This window comes from Rhodopseudomonas pseudopalustris, from assembly GCF_900110435.1.
Taxonomy (GTDB): domain Bacteria; phylum Pseudomonadota; class Alphaproteobacteria; order Rhizobiales; family Xanthobacteraceae; genus Rhodopseudomonas; species Rhodopseudomonas pseudopalustris.
Genome location: NZ_FODT01000010.1, coordinates 33,474 through 50,186, shown reverse-complemented (window position 1 = coordinate 50,186; position 16,713 = coordinate 33,474). Strand labels below are relative to the sequence as shown.

Here is a 16,713-nt window from a genome sequence, read left to right as displayed (position 1 = left end):
CATGCTCCCCTGGACCAAGCTGGCCACCGCGCCGATCCCCGGCGGCGACGAATTGCGGCTGATGCGGCGCGGCGACGAGTTCTCGATCAGGCTCGGCGCCAACGAGCTGATGAACAGCCGGCTCGGCGGCTCCGAGGAGGCGCTGGCCACCCTCGCCTGCAAGAAGCTCGACGGACGCAGCCGGCCGCGCGTGCTGATCGGCGGGCTTGGCATGGGCTTCACGCTGCGCGCCGCGCTCGCTGTGTTCGGCGCCGACGCCGCCATCGAGGTGGCGGAGCTGGTCCCCGAAGTGATCGACTGGGGCCGGGGTGAAATGGCCGGCCTGTTCGGCGACAGTCTCAGCGATCCGCGCGTCAGCCTCGTCGCACGCGACGTCGGCGAACTGATCCGGGACGGAGCTGGACGCTACGACGCCATTCTGCTCGACGTCGACAACGGCCCTGAGGGACTTTCCCGAAAAGCCAACGACCGCTTGTACGATGTCGCCGGCCTCGCCGCGACCCGCGCCTCGTTGCGCGACGGCGGCGTTCTGGCGCTGTGGTCTTCGGGGCCGGACGACGACTTCACCCGGCGATTGCGGCGGAGCGGCTTCGCCGTCAACGAAGTGCCGGTGCGCGCCGTCGGCAAGCGCGGCGGGTCCCGGCACTGGATCTGGCTCGCCGTGCGGAGCTGACCGCCGAAAGACTTATCGCCCCGCGCCTGCCCCGACCTTGCCATTTTGTCGCAGGTCGGGCAGCTTCCGCGCGCACTGATCGGCGCCTCAGGGGGAGCGCGGCGGTCGCTTTCAATTGCATCGGGGATCATCGCCTTGGGGATCGGCATGAGCGGCGCTGCCGCGTCGCCGCCGGGCCTGAGCTGAACAGCTCTCCGGTCGCGTGCTCGCGCGAAGGGGCTAAGGGCTCGTGAATACTCCTGTGGTGGTTCTGGGAATTCCGCTCGATTTCGTCCTGTTCGCGCTAACACTACTCGGGGTGGCGATCTTCCATCGCCAAACGCTGGGGATCGCGCTCGCCGGCCTCGCCTCCATCACTCTGTACAAGCTGATCTTCGCGGGCTTCAAAACCGGCCCCGGCCTGCTCGGGCTGACGCTGCATCTCGAGCACGAATGGGTGACGCTGGCGAACCTGTTCCTGCTGCTGATGGGTTTTGCGCTGCTCTCGGCGCATTTCGAAAAGAGCGGCATTCCCGACGAGATGCCAGCGCTGCTGCCCGACGACTGGAAGGGCCCGGTGGTGTTGCTGGTCCTCGTCTTTGCGCTGTCGAGCTTTCTCGACAACATTGCCGCCGCGCTGATCGGCGGCATGGTGGCGCGGCATGTGTTTCGCGGCAAGGTTCACATCGGCTATCTCGCGGCGATCGTCGCGGCCTCGAATGCCGGAGGCTCCGGGAGCGTGGTCGGCGACACCACAACCACGATGATGTGGATCGCCGGCGTCGGTCCGCTCAGCGTTGTAGAGGCCTATGTCGCGGCCGGCACCGCATTGCTGCTGTTCGCCGTTCCGGCGTCGATCCAGCAGCAGAACTTCTCGCCGATCATGAAGGACCCGCCGCGTGGTCTGAAGATCGAATGGGTCCGCGTCGGCATCGTCGCCGCGATCCTGATCGCGGCGCTGGCCGCCAACATCACGGCCAACACCAACTATCCCGCCTTGCTCGACAAACTGCCGCTGCTCGGCCTCACCGTCTGGGCGGTGCTGCTGCTGACCGCGCCGATCCGCCAGCCGGATTGGGGGCTGATGCCCTCGACCCTCAAGGGCACCGTCTTCCTGCTGGCGCTGGTCACCGCCGCCTCGATGATGCCGGTCGAGCAACTGCCCGCGGCGAGCTGGCAGACCGCGCTCGGCCTCGGCTTCGTCTCTGCGGGATTTGACAACATTCCGCTGACCGCGCTGGCGCTGAAACAAGGCGGCTACGATTGGGGCTTTCTCGCTTATGCGGTCGGCTTCGGTGGCTCGATGATGTGGTTCGGCTCGTCCGCCGGCGTCGCCCTCACCAACATGTTTCCCGAGGGCAAATCGGTCTATTTGTGGTTGCGCTTCGGCTGGCACGTCGGCATCGCCTACTTCCTCGGATTCTTCGTGATGCTGGCGCTGATCGGCTGGCATCCCGATCCGATCCGCTGAAGCTGCGCACCGCGGCGATCGGGCGGCCGAACGTCGCTTCGCAGGTCGCGAGCAGCACCGCGGCCTGCTATGCTCGGGCATGGCTTCCCGCGACTCCGCCAATGCCGACATCACGCCCGAAGTGCTGCTGCGTGCTTACGCGTGCGGCATCTTTCCGATGGCCGAGAGCATCGACGACCCGACGCTGTTCTGGGTCGAGCCGGAGCTGCGCGGCATCATCCCGCTCGGCGGCTTCCGCGTCGCCTCACGTCTCGCCCGCACCGTGCGCTCGGACGTCTTCACCGTCACCGTCAACCGCGACTTCAGGGGCGTGATCGACGGCTGCGCCTCGCCGCAGCCTGGCCGCGACGACACCTGGATCAACCGCCGCATCCGCGAGCTCTATATCGGCCTGCACGGCATCGGGCATTGTCATAGCGTCGAGGTCTGGCAGGACGACGACCTCGTCGGCGGCCTGTACGGCGTCAGCCTCGGCCGCGCCTTCTTCGGCGAGAGCATGTTTCACCGCGCCCGCGACGCCTCGAAGGTGGCGCTGGTGCATCTCGTCGCCCGCCTGCTCGCGGGCGGCTACGAGCTGCTCGACACCCAGTTCGTGACGGAGCATCTGCGCAGCTTCGGTGCAATCGAAGTGCCGCGGCAACGCTATCGCGCGCTGCTCGACGACGCCCTCCACGGCGTCGCCGACTTCGGCGCGCTGCCAGTGGATCAGCCGGTCTCGGGCGCGCAAGCACTGGAGATCATCGCGAAGAACTAGCTGCACATCCAGGCTCCCACAGCCTCTGACGACGACAACGCGCAGCACTCGCATTACGGTCATTACTTGACCGGCGCAACTTCGTTTTCTACTAATCGAGGCAGGGCATCTGGGGGCATTCATGCTGAATTTCAAACTCGATCGAAAGTCGTTGCGCTTCTCACCAGCCTTGTTGGCTGCGGCGTTCGCTATCTCGCTGATCTCCTTCCCGACTCGTTCCGTTGCACGGGATGGTGCTGCCGTATTCGGTGCGATTGCCGGCGTCGCCGCCGCCGCGATCATCGCGAACGGCATCGCGCAACAGCAGCAGCCGCGAGCCTATCGGAGCGCGCGTCCTCGGCGGCACGTTTCGCATCGCTCGCGCCCGGCCGCCTCGCAGGCGTCGATGGCGGATCCCTTCGCTGGCGTCGCCGCCTCGAAGACCCGCCCGGCGAGGGATTGATCGTCGCGCGGTCGAGCAGCCAAGCCGAACGCGCCAGCAGCACGCAATTTGCCTATCGAGACCGATGATGCAGAAGCCGTTTGCGTCCCGATTTGTCTGCCGACTCTCCGCAGCAGTCCGGCGGACCGCAGGGCGGTCGTGGTCGATGGGAGCTCTGATCGCCGTCCTCTCACTTGCATTGATGCCGGCGGCTCGCTCCGAAGACGGTCTGAACATCGACAAATCATTCGGATCGGTCTCGGGTTGGGACGTGGGGTTCAGCAAGAACGTCGGCGGCTGTCTGGCCGCAGCGACCTATCGCGACCGGACGACGGTGTGGTTCGGCTTTGCCGGAGACAAGCCGAGCGCCTACATCGCCTTCACCAACCCGCGCTGGGCGTCCGTCGAGGTCGATGGCCAGTACGATCTGCAACTGGTCATGCGCCGCACGCGGTGGAACGGTCAGTTCGTCGGCTTCACGCGCGGTAACGAGAGGGGCGTTTTCTCTGCCGGTCTCAAGACCGAGTTCATGGTCGAGCTGGCCGAGTCCGGCGGTGTCGGTGTGTTCCTGAATCGAAATCGCATCGCGGCGCTTTCCCTCGACGGCTCCCGCCGCGCCCTCGAAGCCGTGCTGTCTTGCCAGAAGGCATTCATGACGGCCCAGAGCGACACACGCGACGAAGGTTCGACCGGGGCCAAGCCAAAGCGCAACGCCAGGAGTTCAGGCACGGGATTCTACGTCTCCGGGAACGGGCACATCGTGACCAACAACCACGTCATCGCCGAATGCTCGGCGATCAATGTGATTCCCCCCGGCGGGGCGCCGTTGCGCGCGACTCTCGTGGCGAAGGACAAGACCAACGATCTCGCGATTCTGAAGACGTCGTCGTCGCCGCCGGCGGTTCCTGGACTCAGAACCCAGATGCGGTTGGGCGAAGCCGTGTACGTGTTCGGCTTTCCCCTGGCTGGCATCCTGTCGACATCAGGAAACTTCACGGCCGGCGCGATCACCGCGACCACCGGCATGGAAGACGACACCCGCCTCGCCCAGATCTCCGCTCCGGTTCAACCGGGCAACAGCGGCGGTCCGTTGCTCGACAAATACGGCAACGTTGTCGGCGTGATCGTATCGAAGCTCAACGCCTTGAACATCGCCGCCGCGACCAAAGACATTCCGCAGAACGTCAATTTCGCGATCAAATCCGGCATCGCGACGAACTTCCTCGACAGCAGCGGCGTGCTGCCCAGCGGCACGGTGAGCACGCGCGAACTCCCGCCGGAAGCGATTGCCGATCTGGCCAAATCCTTCACGGTCCAGGTGCTCTGTAATTAGCTCGCCGACTTGATCGCCGCAGCGGACGGCCCCCGTCGCAGCTATGGGAGCCGGACCACGGCTTCCTCAGCCATGCTCACGGAACGGCGAGCGAGCACAGCACGCTCAGACTCGGGACCCGCTACCTGAACTGCGGAAACTGCGGTGGAGGCGGCGCCGGGGCTGGCTGGCGCGGCTGTGGCGGCGGCTGCCGGCGACGCTGCGGCGGCGCGGCGGCCGGCTTCGGCGCTTCGGGCTGGGCGTTGACCACAGTCGTTTCGGGGTTCTTACAGTCGGTCAGCCAGATATCGTAGATCGGGTGCTCGACCGCGTGCAGACCCGGGCTCGCGGCGAACATCCAGCCTGAATAGATCCGCTTCACTTCGCCCTGCAGCGTGATCTCGTCGACCTCGACGAAGGCGTCGGTGTTGGCGGCCTCGGTCGAGGGGCGCGTATAGCAGGCGTCGGTCTTCACCCGCAGCGCGCCGAATTGCACGGTTTCGCCGATATCGGCATCGAAGCTGATGGTGCGGCCGGTGATCTTGTCGAGGCCGGTGAAGCTGGCCTTCTTGTTGACGATCTTCTGCGCCGGCGGCTCGGTGACGATTTCGTCGCCGGGCTGCAGCGTCGCGGGCGCGGGCGGCGCGCCGCGGGGCTGACGCTGGCCGGGAGCCAGTCCCGGCAGCGGATTGCCGCCCGGTGGCGCGGCGGCGACGCCGTTGTTGGGCTGGGCCGGCGCACCCGGCTGCGGAGCGGCGGCCGGCGGCATATTGGCGGTCGCTGGCGGGTTCTGCGGAATGATGGTGGTGCCCGGCGGCGGCGGCAATGGCTGCGATTGGACCGGACCGGGCAACGCCGAGCCTTGCGGCGGGCGAGTCGGCGCGGGAAGCACGCGGCCCTGCGGCGGCAGGTCCGGCACCTCTTCCTCATCTTCCATCGGCAGCCCGCCACGCGGGATCGCTCCGGGCGGACGCGGCGCCGGGTCGGAAAAAATATTGCCGATCTGCGCCTGCGCGGGCAGCGCGAGCGTGATCAACGGAGCGGCGATCAGCGCCGCAAGACCGACAAAACAGAGGCTTCGGGACATTCCGCGCGGCTTCAATGACGAATCAGGCTTGCGACATTCTACAGCTTCGGGCCGCTTGCATTGGGTCCCGGTTAACACGCCGAATACGGCGGGGGAAGGGCGACCACCCCGGCCCTGCCCGCTGGCCATCCGCCGTCACACCTGAAATAATCGGCGAAGGCGCAAGCGCGGGACGAACCCGACGCCGCCGTACCATTCCGGATTGAACCGGAAGGAACCGGGGAAACGACAGGCATGACCGACCGAATTCGGCTGGACGGCAGGGTGGCGCTCGTCACCGGCGCCGCGGGCGTCATCGGCGCCGCGACCATCCAACTCCTCGCCGAACGCGGCGCCCGCATCGTCGCGATCGACCGCGATCGGCGAGCGCTCGATCAGGTGGTTGCAGCCCTGCCCGCCTCGACGCAGCCGCTGGCGCTGACCGCCGACGTCACCCAGGAAGATCAGGTCGCAGGCTATGTCCGGACCGCGGTCGAACGTTGTGGCCGAATCGACGTGTTCTACAACAATGCCGGAATCGAGGGCGACATCACCCCGATCGTCAGCACCTCGCTCGACGGCTTCCGCCGCGTGCTCGACGTCAACGTCATCGGCGTGTTTCTTGGAATGAAGCATGTGTTGCCGGTGATGCACCAGCAGAACTCCGGCAGCATCATCAACACCGCATCGATCGCCGGACTGATCGGCTCCAACGACATCATCGCCTACACCGCCAGCAAGCACGCGGTGATCGGCATGACAAAGACCGCGGCGCTGGAATGCAGCGGCACCAAGGTGCGCGTCAACTGCGTCTGCCCGGGGATGATCGACAGCCGGATGCTCAGTGCGATCGTCGAAGGCCGCAATCCCGGCCCCACACCGGTGCCGACCGAAAGGATCGTCGAGCGGATACCAGTACGCCGGCTCGGCCATGCCGCCGAGGTGGCGTCGGTTGTGGCGTTCCTCGCTTCCGACGAAGCGAGCTACGTGTCCGGCTCAGCCTACACCGTCGACGGTGGACGCACTGCAAGCTGATTACTCTTCCGATCAAAGGCCGATCGGCCAATTCAACAGGTTCAGTCAACCATGCCAGCACAACTCGATCCAGATGCCGCAGCCGTCTACAAGGCGTTTCAGGACGCCGGTCGCCCCGCCTATGAAGACCTCTCGGCGGACGAAGCGCGCGCGTACTACCTCGCCGCCCGCGTCGTCAGCAATCCGGATCCGCGCGAACTCGCCTCGGTGCAGTCGATCGCGATCCCGGGGCCCGCGGGCGATATCCCTGCCCGCGTCTACACGCCGAAGACGCTGCGACAGGACGACGGGCTGTCGCCGGCGCTGGTGTTCTTTCATGGCGGCGGTTGGGTGATCGGCAATCTCGACACCCACGACGTGGTGTGCCGCGCGATCGCCGACGAAGGCCAGCTCATCGTCGTTTCGGTCGACTATCGTCTGGCGCCCGAGCACAAATTTCCCGCCGCAGTGGAGGATGCGATCGCCGCGACCCAATGGATCGCCGACAACGCCCGCACGCTCGGGATCGATGCCGAACAGCTCAGCGTCGGCGGCGACAGCGCCGGCGGCAATCTGTCGGCGGTGGTGACGATCCATGCCCGCGACCATGGCGGTCCGATGCTGGCGGGCCAGGTGCTGATCTATCCCGCGACCGACTTCGCGATGAACCATCCGTCGCATCACGAGCCGGAGACCAGCGTGTTGCTGACGCATTCGGTCATCCGCTGGTTTCGCGACCACTATCTCACCGGCGCACATGACGAAAAGGATTGGCGCGCCTCGCCGGCCCGGGTCGAAACGCTCGCAGGCCTGCCGCCGGCCTTCGTCATGACCGCCGGCGCGGATCCGCTGCGCGACGAAGGCGATGAATACGCGCGACGCCTGGCGGATGCCGGCGTGCCGGTGACGCATCGCACCTATCCCGGCCAATTTCATGGTTTCTTCACCATGGGCAAAGTGCTGCAGCAGGCGAACGTCGCAGTCGCCGAGATCGGCGGCTGGCTGAAGGCGCTGTAGCCGCCGAGCATTGACCGGCGTCAACGTGATCGCGCGACGAAACGGCGAGGCTTCTCTTCCGCAATGAGAGGAGCGCGCCGGGGCGCGACGACGTTCGATGACCGAGATTTCAAGAACCCGCTGGGGCGGCCTCGCCGATCGCAAGGCCAAAGCCACCGGCTTCTTCCGCGTCGAACCGATCGACGGCGTGTGGTGGTTCGTCGATCCCGACGGCGGTCGCTTTCTGTCGAAGGGCGTCACCGCAGTCAACTTCGATCACGACAACATCAAGGACACCGAGCGGCATCCCTATCGCGAAGCCTGCCTGCGCAAATACGGCAGCCGCGACGCATGGCGCGGCGCGGCCGCCCGGCGCCTTGCGTCGTGGGGCTTCAACACGCTCGGCGCATGGTCGGAGCCCGAGATCGCGCATGCCGGCCCGACGCCGCTCGCGTCTGCCGCCGGCGTGGTCTATCTCGCCACCGCCTACAGCGACGGCCGCGGCTGGCCTCAATCCGATCTGTTCGATTCCGCCTTCGAGACCTTTGCGCAGCAACGCGCCCGCGAGATCTGCGCGCCGCGGCGCGACGACCCGACCGTGCTCGGCTGGTTCATCGACAACGAGCTGCAATGGGGACCGGACTGGCGCGGCGAGAACGAACTGCTGCCGGTGATCCTGCGCGACGGCGCGGCGCCCTGTTCGCGCAGGGTGGCGGTCGAGCTGCTGCGTGGTCGCTACAGCAGCGTCGATGAATTCAATGCGGTGTGGGGAAACACCGCATCGTCATGGGACGCGCTGGAGACCGAGCCCGTCACCCCGCCGCCCTTCACCCGCAATTTCTTCACGAACGATCGCGCCCAGGAACGCCACCCGCTACGCGCCCGTTACTTCGCCGATTGCGACGCCTTCGCCGGGCTGCTCGCCGAGCGCTACATGGCGGTGAGCGCCGCGGCGATCCGCGCCGCCGCGCCGTATCATCTCGTGCTCGGTAGCCGCTTCGCCTACGTGCCGCAACCGGACGTGGTCGCCGCGACCGCCCGCCACGTCGACGTCATCAGCATCAATTGCTACGACGCCCTGCCCGATGCGGTGATCGACGCCTACGCCGCTGCCGGCCGGCCGTGCCTGATCGGCGAATTCTCGTTCCGCAGCGACGATGCCGGAATGCCGAATACGCAAGGCGCTGGTCCGCGCGTGGCCACACAAGCCGAGCGCGCCGCGGGCTTCTCGCGCTACGCGACCGCGGCGCTGCGCTGTCCGAACCTGATCGGCTATCACTGGTTTCTGCACGCCGACCAGCCCGCCGAAGGCCGCTGGGACGGCGAGAACTCGAATTACGGCGTCGTCACCATCGCTGACGAGGTCTATGCCGAACTGACGCAGGCGATGACGGCGCTCAACGCCGACGCCGAGCGTCTGCACGACAACGCCACGATGGTTGCAAGGATCGAACGCCACGCCGTCGGGTAGATCGACAACCCTAACGAGCCAGTCAGAGCGTTTTCGAGCGAAGTGGAAACCGGTTCGCGTGAAGAAAACGCGTCAGACTAAAAAGTTAGAGCTCCGGTTCTGATTCTATCACAACCGGAAAAGCTCTATTTGCCGCTGCGCCGCTTTTCCGGTCGTCTCAGCTTCCTGGAGTCCAGGGCTGATAGTCGCCGGTCGCCTTGGGCCTGCGGCCGACCGACAGAGTCGAGCCCGCCGGACGATACGCCAGAGGCGTGCCCGTCAAATTCGGTTGATGCGGCTTTTGCCATTCGCGCGGCTGATAGTTTTCCTCGGTCGGCGGCACGTCGACGATGTGGTGCAGCCAGCCGTGCCAGTCGGGCGGAACTCGCGTCGCTTCGGCATAGCCGTTGTAGAGCACCCAGCGCCGCTCGAAGCCGAGCGTCGGATCAATCTTGCCGCCCTTGGTCCGGAAATAGCGGTTTCCGGTCTCGTCGGTGCCGACAAGCTCGCCGAACCGCCATGTCCAAAATTGGGTGCCGAACGTGTAACCCGACCACCAGGTGAAAATCCGTAGCAGAAACAGTTTCATGGGCGCATCCATCGGCGACGACAGCGTTCCGTGATGCCACCCGCGGGCCCGAATGTCCAGCCGTTGCGAATGGTTTCGAACATCGACGCAAGCCGGTTCCGCAAATTGGACGCAATTCATTCAGGCCAGATACACTGGCGGCTTGCCAAACTTCCGGCGGTTGGGTGGAACAAATCGGAACGACCATCCGTCGAGCGGGTTGGGGTAGCGGAACGGTTTCAAACAATTTCCCTTTGATGGAGTTCATGATGTTGAATCTCAAAACGTTGACCGCCGTGGCTGCGCTGGCGATAGCGCTGCCGCTGGCCACCACCAGCTTAAGCTTCGCACAAGGCAGCATCGGTGGCGGTGGCGGTGGAGCCGCTGGTGGGGGTGGCGGTGGCGGTGGCGGTGGTGGCGGTGGTGGCGGTGGCAGCATCGGTGGCGGTAGCATCGGCCGTGGCGGTGGCGGTGGCCCTGCAATGGGCGGCGGCGGCGGTGGTGGCATCATCAGCGGCGGTAGCATCGGCCGGGGCGGCGGTGGCGCCGTGATCGGCGGCGGCGGTCCGCGCATGGGTGGTGGCGGCATGATCGGAGCCGGCCCCCGTAATCCGGGATATGCTGGCGGCGGCTACCGCGGCCCGGGCTATGCGAGCGGCGGTTACCATCGCGGTCACCGTGGCGGATGGCATGGTGGCGGTCGGCAATGGCGCGGCGGCGGCTACTGGCCGGGCGCGTATGCGGGAGCAGTGGTTGGCGGAGCGCTGGCGTCGCAATACTACTATAATGACCCCTATTACTATGGCAACTACGACGAGCCGATGATTGCAGTCGTGCCGGGCGGCGGTCGCGATGATGCTTACTGCGCACGGCGCTTCAAGTCGTACGACCCGGGTTCAGGAACGTATCTTGGCTATGACGGCCGCCGTCATGCCTGCCCGTAAGGCATCAAGCTAGCTCTGAAAACGAACGGCGCCCGCGTGGCGCCGTTTTGCTGTTGGCATTCAGGACCGCAATGCCAATGCCACGCTCGCCAGCGTCACCGTCAGCGCGATCACTTCGGTCAGCCCTAACGGTTCCTGTAACATCGCTGCCGAGGCCAGCACGCCGACCACCGGCACCAGCAGCGTGCCGATCGACGCTGTCGCGGCGGGCAAGCGCTCGAGTGCGGCGAACCAGCAGACGTAGCAGACGCAGAACTGCACCAGCGTCATATAGATCATCGACGCCCAACCGATCGCCGACAAAGCTGCGACATGCGGATCCTCGAACGCCAGTCCCGCCACCGCAACCGGAATGCAGCCGAGTCCGATCTGCCACGTGGCAAGCGACAGCGGCGGCAACGCCAGCGGAAAGTGCTTGGTCAACACCGTGCCGAACGCGACGCAGACCGCGCCCGCCAAGGCGCAGAGAATGCCCGGCAACTTGTCGAGGCTGGCGTCGAAGCCGCTGCCGCCGATCAGCACAGCGATCCCGGCGAGCGCGATCAGCAGCGCGATCGCGCGCACCGGCGACACCCGCTCGCCCAGCACAGGCCACGCCACCAATGCCACCCAGAGCGGGATGGAAATGCCGAGCACGGCCGCGTCACTCGCACGCAGCCACAACAACGCCAGCCCCATGAAAGCCACCCAGCCGCCGATCGTCAGCATCGACACCAGGATCAGTCGCGACCACATCGCGCGCGGCACCCTGAGTGTCTCTCCGCGCGATGTCGCGATCAGCGCCAGTGCCAGCGCGCCGATGATCCCGGACAACCCGCGCGCCGACAGCGGCGGCCATTCGGTCATCAGGTTCTTCATGATCGGGAAGTTCAGGCCCCAGCCGATCGACGCGACGCCGAGAAAAAACAGCCCGAGCGGCGAAATCCGGCCGCGCGCAGCCGCATCGTGAAACGTCGTCATTCTGGCGTTGCCCCCGGGCATTCTCGTTGAATCCAGGATGACGGAAATTCAACACCGCGGCCATCCGGAAACTGTTCGCCAACGACCGGGCGATTTCGTCGCAGCGCAGCAGAGTCGCGCCGACTTGCCTGAATTGCGGGTTTTTAGCCGCATTTTGCTGCAAGATGCCCGCGGCGTACGTTCCGTGACGCCCCGACGTCTTCACTTACGCTACCGTTGCTGACAGAATCGGCCGAATCATCCGCTCACCGGGGACCTCCGCGATTGCGTGACATCCGACCCATTACCCCCGTGACCGCCTTCGCATCGGTGCTGCGCGCCTCGACGGCGACGCTGGCGCTGAGCATCGGACTCAGCGGGTTCGCAATCGAGGCCATGGCGGCGCCGAAGAACGTTCCACTGCCGAAACCTCGACCGATCTCGCGCAGCATCGTGCCGAAGACGACACCGGCCGTGACCGCGTCGATTCCCAAACCATCCGCCCAACTCGCCACCGCGGCGCCGACCGCGCCCGTCATCGAACCCACGCGTCCGCATTCGGCGCCGGCGATGGTCACGCGCAAGCAGGCCACGCGCTCGGCTGTCGCAACCACGACGCAGACATCGCAGGCCGACGCCGAGGCGCTGGAGGGCGTCATCGAGCAGGTTCGCAAGCGCAAGGCAGCCGACGCGATCCAGATCGCGGATACGATTTCAGATCCGCTGGCGCGAAAGCTCGCCGAATGGATCATTTTGCGTGGTGAGAACAACGGCGTCAGCGTCGAACGCTACCGCGCTTTCGTCCGCGCCAATCCGAGTTGGCCGTCGCAGACCTTTCTCCGACGCAGGGCCGAAGCGGCGCTGTGGGACGACAATCGCGACGATTCCGCCGTCCTCGCTTATTTCAACAGTGAGACGCCGCTGTCGGCGAAGGGCAAGCTGGCGCTGGCGCGCGCGACCTTGGCGCGTGGCGACCGACGAACCGCAGAGCAGCTCGTCCGCGACGCCTGGCGCAGCGATACGATGTCGGCGGCGACCGAGACGACCGCGATCGAGATGTTCGGCGCGCTGATCGCCCCCGGTGATCACAAGGCGCGGATGGACGCGTTTCTTTACGGCAACGACAACGAGCCCGGGCTTCGCGCCGCAAGGCGGCTCGGCGCTGCGCAGCTTGCGCTGGCGAAAGCCCGGCTCGCGGTGGACAACAAATCCGCGCAGGGCAAATCGCTGCTCGATGACGTGCCGGACGAGCTGCAAAGCGACCCCGGCTACATGTTCAGCAAGATCCAGTTGCTGCGCCGTGAAGAGAAGATCGCCGAGGCCGGGCGGCTGATGCTGACGGTGCCGCGCGATCCGAACCGGCTCTACAATCTCGACGAATGGTGGATCGAGCGGCGGCTGCTCGCGCGCAAGCTGATCGATATCGGCGACTATCGCCTCGCCTATCTGGTCGCACGCAACGCTGCGACGCCGACCCGCGAGGTCTACAAGACCGAGCAGGAATTCACCGCCGGCTGGATCGCGCTTCGCTTCTTGAAGGACCCGGCGACCGCCGCGCAACACTTCGCGCGGATTGGCAACGACACGACCAACCCGACGGCGCGTGCGCGCGGCGGTTACTGGCAGGGCCGCGCCGCAGAAGCGGTCGGCCGCACGCAGGACGCCCGCGCCGCCTATTCGGCCGCCGCCGCGCAATCGACCAGCTATTATGGTCAGTTGGCGCGCGCCAAACTCGGCCTGCCGCAGCTCGATCTGAACGGTGCGCCATCGAGCCAGGGCCGCGGCGTCGAGCGGCTCGAAGTCGTGCGCGCGGTGCAGTTGCTTTACGCCATCGGAGAGGGCGAAGTCGCGATCCCGATGTTCGCCGATGTCGGCGAAAACGGCGATGTCGACGCCCTGCTCGGCCTGTCCGAACTCGCCGCCCGCAACAATGATGCACGTGCCATGCTGCTGGTCGGCAAGGCGGCGCTCAATCGCGGCCTGCCGTTCGATCACTACGCGTATCCCATCGTGGGCATTCCGCAGTTCAAGCAGATCGGCCCGGAAGTCGAGCGCAGCATCGTTTATGCGATCGCCCGGCAGGAGAGCGGATTCAATCCCGCGGTGGTGTCGCCGGCGCAGGCTTACGGATTGATGCAGGTGACGCCCGATGCAGCGAAGTATGTCTGTCGCCGGCACGGCTGCACTTACGACGTCCAGCGGCTGAAAAACGATTCGGTCTACAACGCAACGCTCGGCGCCGCCGAGCTCGGCGGGCTGATCGAGGACTACCGCGGTTCTTATATTATGACCTTCGCCGGTTACAACGCCGGTCGCGGCAGCGTGCGCAAGTGGGTCGAGCGCTACGGCGACCCGCGCGATCCGAAGGTCGATGCGGTGGATTGGGTCGAACTCATCCCGTTCTCCGAGACCCGAAATTACGTGCAGCGGATCATCGAGAATCTGCAGGTCTATCGCGCGCGATTCGGCGGCGGCACCCGGCTGCAGATCGACGCCGACCTGCGCCGCGGCGCGGCGACCGAGTAGTCGACCAGTCCAAAAGCAACTTCGATCCCGATCGAATCAGACTGGACCGAAGAGTGTCGTGGCGGCGGGTTTTGTTTTCACGCAGACCGAAACCTTATCGCTCGAAGACGCTTCGGATCATCCCTGCGCGCCTCGCTTGCCGAAGCACGCACAGTTACTCATCTGACGCCCCCGAATCGGCAGCGTACGCCGATCGCCCGCTGCAGCACGTGCATACGGACCATCCACAATGAAAAACCCCGGCGATTGCCCGCCGGGGTTTCCGAGACCGCTCCTTGCGGAACGATCAGGATCAGAAGGTGCGCTGAACGCGGAGGCTGCCGCTCCAGACGCCCTGGTCCTTGAGTTCGTAGACCGCCGCCGGCTTGGCAACTGCGGTGACCGCCGGAAGGGAAATGTTGCCGGCGTGGCTCTGGTCGAGATAGGTGTACATCACTTCGCCCGAGAAGGTCAGGTTCTTGACCGGAGTCCAGCGGGTGACGGTGCCGATCTGAGCGATGCGGAAGTCCGGATTACAAGTGAATCCGACAGCCGTTGCGCAGATCTGGGCAGTGGCAGTGCCCTTGTAGTCGAGCGCGGTGTACGAACCGAACAGCGAGGTCGACCAGAAGGGGTTCCAATTGTGGTTGAACGCGCCACGGACGCCCCAGGCAGTGGTCTTCGTGATGCCGCTGCCGTTGATGTTGTTGGTGCCGGCGAAGACGCCGTCAGCCGAACCGGCCAGAGCAAGGCTCTGATAGGCGCCGCCCGAGTTGCCGTAGATCGCGAACGAGTTGCCCGTCACGCCGCCCAGCACGTAACGGGTCGCACCGTCCGAGTAGGTCGCCGTGATGTTGAAGCTGTCGCCGGGGCCGGTCGGCAGGTTCTTAAGCGACAAGGCGCCCTGCACCGCATAGCCCCAAGTATCGCTCGGATGACCCGAGGTCTCGAGAGCGGTGTTGTAGTAGCTGGCGCGCACCTGGTGAGCGGCGGCCGACAACTGGAACAGGCCCCAGGCCTGGTCGACGCGCAACTGACCGACGATGTCCGGAATCTGGGTGCCGGCATAGGAGTTCGTGCCGTAGACGCCCGTAGCGAAGCCCGCGTCGGTCAGGTTCGACGTGTTGTACAGAGCCGACTGCAGATAGGACGACTGGTCTTCGAGCGAGATCGCCGCCGACACGCCGTTGCCGAACTGCGCGGTGTAAGCCACCTGGTTGATGCCGGTGACGTTGTCGTAGCCGCCGATCAGGAACGAGGTGTTGTTGCCCGGATAGCCGGTCCAGGGAGTGTCGAATTGCGACACGGCCTTACCGAAGGTGAACCCGGCGAACTGGATGAAGGCATAGTAGACGCCGAGCGTGCCGCCGGCGATAGCGTCGCCCGAGGTCCAGCTGAAGGTCGCATCGAAGTAGGTGCGGACAACGCCGTATTCGGTGGCGGTGCGGGTGTCGATGTTGATGTCCTGACGCGAACGGAAGATGGTGTTGTTCGCGAGGCGGCTCTTGGCGCCAGCAGCGCCGTTCCAGGCCGGCGCGTTATAGGCGCCAGCACCGAACATCGTCACGTCGGCGCGCAGGTAGCCGCCGAGCTTGATGCAGGTGTCCGTACCCGGGATGTAATAGAAGCCGGCGCCGTAGATCGAGCAGACCTTCACGTATTCGACCGCTTTGGCCTTCAACGGGAGATCAGCCGCCTGGGCTCCGCTCATGGCGACGAGAGCCGCCGCCGAGCCTAGGAAAAGGCTCTTAACCATGTTCATGTAAACCTCCAAGTTTGCTCTCTAGGGAAGGTTCCGGACCGCAGGATGCACATGGCACCAGCAGGGTGGTTCCTTAGTCCCATTCAAACCCGCCTAGCCGCTTCGCGCCTTCGGACACACCCGCTGAACGCGAGGGACTTAAGCGAACCACCTATAACGGGACGACCTCGGGATGCCCCCCTCCGTCGCAGTCACGAGAATTACCTAAGCGTGATGCACACGCAACAAAGGAACGCCTCAGAAGCGCTTGAGTCTCGCCGTTTTCGGGGTGGTGTTGCAGAAATGGCACTCGAAGGTCACCGAGGGAACACTCACAACTCTCTGAAATATAAGATTTTTTTTCAAACGCGCACGCGCGCTTGTGTCGCAATGCACAATGTCGGTGCAATGGCGCGAGATGGGAGTTCCACGCAGGTTTTCCGCCGAGATCCCCGCATTCAGCCGAGATTCGAATCTCTGCCCGGGCGAATCCGAGGACGAACCGGCAGGCGTCGGCTCAGAGCATGATCCCGAAAAGTGCGCGTCGGTGTCAGATAAAGATACGGAGTCGGAGCGGAATGACGATCCGAAGATAGGTCATTCCGCTCCGGCTGAACGCCCTATCCGCGTCGCTCCCCTGCGACTATTGCGAGCGGTCGGCGCCCAGGCCGGAAGTCGCGGTCGTCATGCATGCAATCGTGCTTGCAGCTTGCTGCCGCGTCGGGCATATCGGGCGTAGCCGGAGACGTGGCCGAGTGGCTGAAGGCGGCGGTTTGCTAAACCGTTATAGGGTTGTAAAGCCCTATCGAGGGTTCGAATCCCTCCGTCTCCGCCAGGCCCACCTCTGTCCTGCCCGAAGACATCTGTCCTGCCCAAAGAT

At 65.4% G+C, this 16,713-nt stretch carries 14 protein-coding genes and 1 tRNA gene; 11 read left to right on the top strand and 4 right to left on the bottom strand.

All coding sequences use genetic code 11. The features are described 5' to 3' along the window. Window position 1: 1 nt before the first annotated feature. The 5 genes from BMY71_RS18425 to BMY71_RS18405 all read left to right on the top strand — a co-directional run bounded on the left by BMY71_RS18425 (window position 2) and on the right by BMY71_RS18405 (window position 4,631). Window positions 2-673, top strand: a complete 672-nt coding sequence (locus BMY71_RS18425) for a spermidine synthase (protein ID WP_011502838.1) — start codon at window positions 2-4, stop codon at window positions 671-673. 229 nt (window positions 674-902) lie between these two features. After that, the gene (locus tag BMY71_RS18420) at window positions 903-2,123 is read left to right on the top strand and encodes a citrate transporter (RefSeq protein WP_011502837.1); all 1,221 of its coding nucleotides are present in this window, start codon (window positions 903-905) and stop codon (window positions 2,121-2,123) included. A 79-nt stretch (window positions 2,124-2,202) separates the two neighbouring features. Further along, the gene (gene aat / locus BMY71_RS18415) at window positions 2,203-2,877 is read left to right on the top strand and encodes a leucyl/phenylalanyl-tRNA--protein transferase (RefSeq protein ID WP_011502836.1); all 675 of its coding nucleotides are present in this window, start codon (window positions 2,203-2,205) and stop codon (window positions 2,875-2,877) included. 121 nt (window positions 2,878-2,998) lie between these two features. Then, on the top strand, window positions 2,999-3,319 hold the full coding sequence (locus tag BMY71_RS18410) for a hypothetical protein (RefSeq protein WP_092685676.1): 321 nt from the start codon (window positions 2,999-3,001) through the stop codon (window positions 3,317-3,319). A gap of 145 nt (window positions 3,320-3,464) precedes the next feature. After that, window positions 3,465-4,631 carry a S1C family serine protease gene (locus BMY71_RS18405; RefSeq protein WP_092685674.1) on the top strand — a complete coding sequence of 389 codons (1,167 nt, stop codon included), beginning with the start codon at window positions 3,465-3,467 and terminating at the stop codon, window positions 4,629-4,631. A gap of 121 nt (window positions 4,632-4,752) precedes the next feature. On the opposite strand, the gene BMY71_RS18400 is transcribed toward BMY71_RS18405, so the two are convergent. Then, a complete protein-coding gene (locus BMY71_RS18400) occupies window positions 4,753-5,697 on the bottom strand; it encodes a DUF2155 domain-containing protein (RefSeq protein WP_092685672.1) in 945 nt (314 codons plus the stop codon). Between the two features lie 234 nt (window positions 5,698-5,931). Between BMY71_RS18400 and BMY71_RS18395 the strand changes: the two genes are divergently transcribed. The 3 genes from BMY71_RS18395 to BMY71_RS18385 all read left to right on the top strand — a co-directional run bounded on the left by BMY71_RS18395 (window position 5,932) and on the right by BMY71_RS18385 (window position 9,157). Next, window positions 5,932-6,711 carry an SDR family NAD(P)-dependent oxidoreductase gene (locus BMY71_RS18395; RefSeq protein ID WP_092685670.1) on the top strand — a complete coding sequence of 260 codons (780 nt, stop codon included), beginning with the start codon at window positions 5,932-5,934 and terminating at the stop codon, window positions 6,709-6,711. Window positions 6,712-6,762: 51 nt separating this feature from the next. Then, window positions 6,763-7,707, top strand: coding sequence for an alpha/beta hydrolase (locus BMY71_RS18390; protein ID WP_092685668.1), 945 nt, complete (start codon window positions 6,763-6,765; stop codon window positions 7,705-7,707). Between the two features lie 97 nt (window positions 7,708-7,804). Next, window positions 7,805-9,157 (top strand): agarase, encoded by a 1,353-nt coding sequence (locus BMY71_RS18385; protein WP_092685666.1) that lies wholly within the window; start codon window positions 7,805-7,807, stop codon window positions 9,155-9,157. Between the two features lie 157 nt (window positions 9,158-9,314). On the opposite strand, the gene BMY71_RS18380 is transcribed toward BMY71_RS18385, so the two are convergent. Continuing rightward, window positions 9,315-9,725, bottom strand: a complete 411-nt coding sequence (locus BMY71_RS18380; protein WP_092685768.1) for an NADH:ubiquinone oxidoreductase subunit NDUFA12 — start codon at window positions 9,723-9,725, stop codon at window positions 9,315-9,317. Window positions 9,726-9,973: 248 nt separating this feature from the next. Between BMY71_RS18380 and BMY71_RS18375 the strand changes: the two genes are divergently transcribed. Then, window positions 9,974-10,648 carry a BA14K family protein gene (locus BMY71_RS18375; protein ID WP_092685767.1) on the top strand — a complete coding sequence of 225 codons (675 nt, stop codon included), beginning with the start codon at window positions 9,974-9,976 and terminating at the stop codon, window positions 10,646-10,648. A 60-nt stretch (window positions 10,649-10,708) separates the two neighbouring features. Here the strand turns inward: BMY71_RS18375 and BMY71_RS18370 are convergent, their stop codons facing one another. Then, window positions 10,709-11,608, bottom strand: coding sequence for a DMT family transporter (locus tag BMY71_RS18370; RefSeq protein ID WP_011502827.1), 900 nt, complete (start codon window positions 11,606-11,608; stop codon window positions 10,709-10,711). Window positions 11,609-11,899: 291 nt separating this feature from the next. Between BMY71_RS18370 and BMY71_RS18365 the strand changes: the two genes are divergently transcribed. After that, entirely contained in the window at window positions 11,900-14,113 is a 2,214-nt protein-coding gene (locus BMY71_RS18365; protein WP_244526106.1) for a lytic transglycosylase domain-containing protein, read from the top strand. A 292-nt stretch (window positions 14,114-14,405) separates the two neighbouring features. Here BMY71_RS18365 and BMY71_RS18360 read toward each other — a convergent pair whose 3' ends face one another. Continuing rightward, window positions 14,406-15,854, bottom strand: a complete 1,449-nt coding sequence (locus tag BMY71_RS18360; protein WP_092685662.1) for a porin — start codon at window positions 15,852-15,854, stop codon at window positions 14,406-14,408. Between the two features lie 720 nt (window positions 15,855-16,574). Here BMY71_RS18360 and BMY71_RS18355 point away from each other — a divergent pair. Further along, window positions 16,575-16,668 (top strand) — tRNA-Ser (locus BMY71_RS18355). Window positions 16,669-16,713: the final 45 nt, after the last annotated feature.

Excerpts from the sequence above, each read along its gene's own strand:
- BMY71_RS18405 (WP_092685674.1), top strand. The coding sequence starts at position 3,465 with ATGGGAGCTCTGATCGCCGTCCTCTCACTTGCATTGATGCCGGCGGCT.
- BMY71_RS18410 (WP_092685676.1), top strand. The coding sequence starts at position 2,999 with ATGCTGAATTTCAAACTCGATCGAAAGTCGTTGCGCTTCTCACCAGCC.
- BMY71_RS18380 (WP_092685768.1), bottom strand. The coding sequence starts at position 9,725 with ATGAAACTGTTTCTGCTACGGATTTTCACCTGGTGGTCGGGTTACACG.
- BMY71_RS18385 (WP_092685666.1), top strand. The coding sequence starts at position 7,805 with ATGACCGAGATTTCAAGAACCCGCTGGGGCGGCCTCGCCGATCGCAAG.
- BMY71_RS18425 (WP_011502838.1), top strand. The coding sequence starts at position 2 with ATGCTCCCCTGGACCAAGCTGGCCACCGCGCCGATCCCCGGCGGCGAC.
- BMY71_RS18395 (WP_092685670.1), top strand. The coding sequence starts at position 5,932 with ATGACCGACCGAATTCGGCTGGACGGCAGGGTGGCGCTCGTCACCGGC.
- BMY71_RS18370 (WP_011502827.1), bottom strand. The coding sequence starts at position 11,608 with ATGACGACGTTTCACGATGCGGCTGCGCGCGGCCGGATTTCGCCGCTC.
- BMY71_RS18390 (WP_092685668.1), top strand. The coding sequence starts at position 6,763 with ATGCCAGCACAACTCGATCCAGATGCCGCAGCCGTCTACAAGGCGTTT.
- BMY71_RS18375 (WP_092685767.1), top strand. The coding sequence starts at position 9,974 with ATGTTGAATCTCAAAACGTTGACCGCCGTGGCTGCGCTGGCGATAGCG.
- aat (WP_011502836.1), top strand. The coding sequence starts at position 2,203 with ATGGCTTCCCGCGACTCCGCCAATGCCGACATCACGCCCGAAGTGCTG.
- BMY71_RS18360 (WP_092685662.1), bottom strand. The coding sequence starts at position 15,854 with ATGAACATGGTTAAGAGCCTTTTCCTAGGCTCGGCGGCGGCTCTCGTC.
- BMY71_RS18400 (WP_092685672.1), bottom strand. The coding sequence starts at position 5,697 with ATGTCCCGAAGCCTCTGTTTTGTCGGTCTTGCGGCGCTGATCGCCGCT.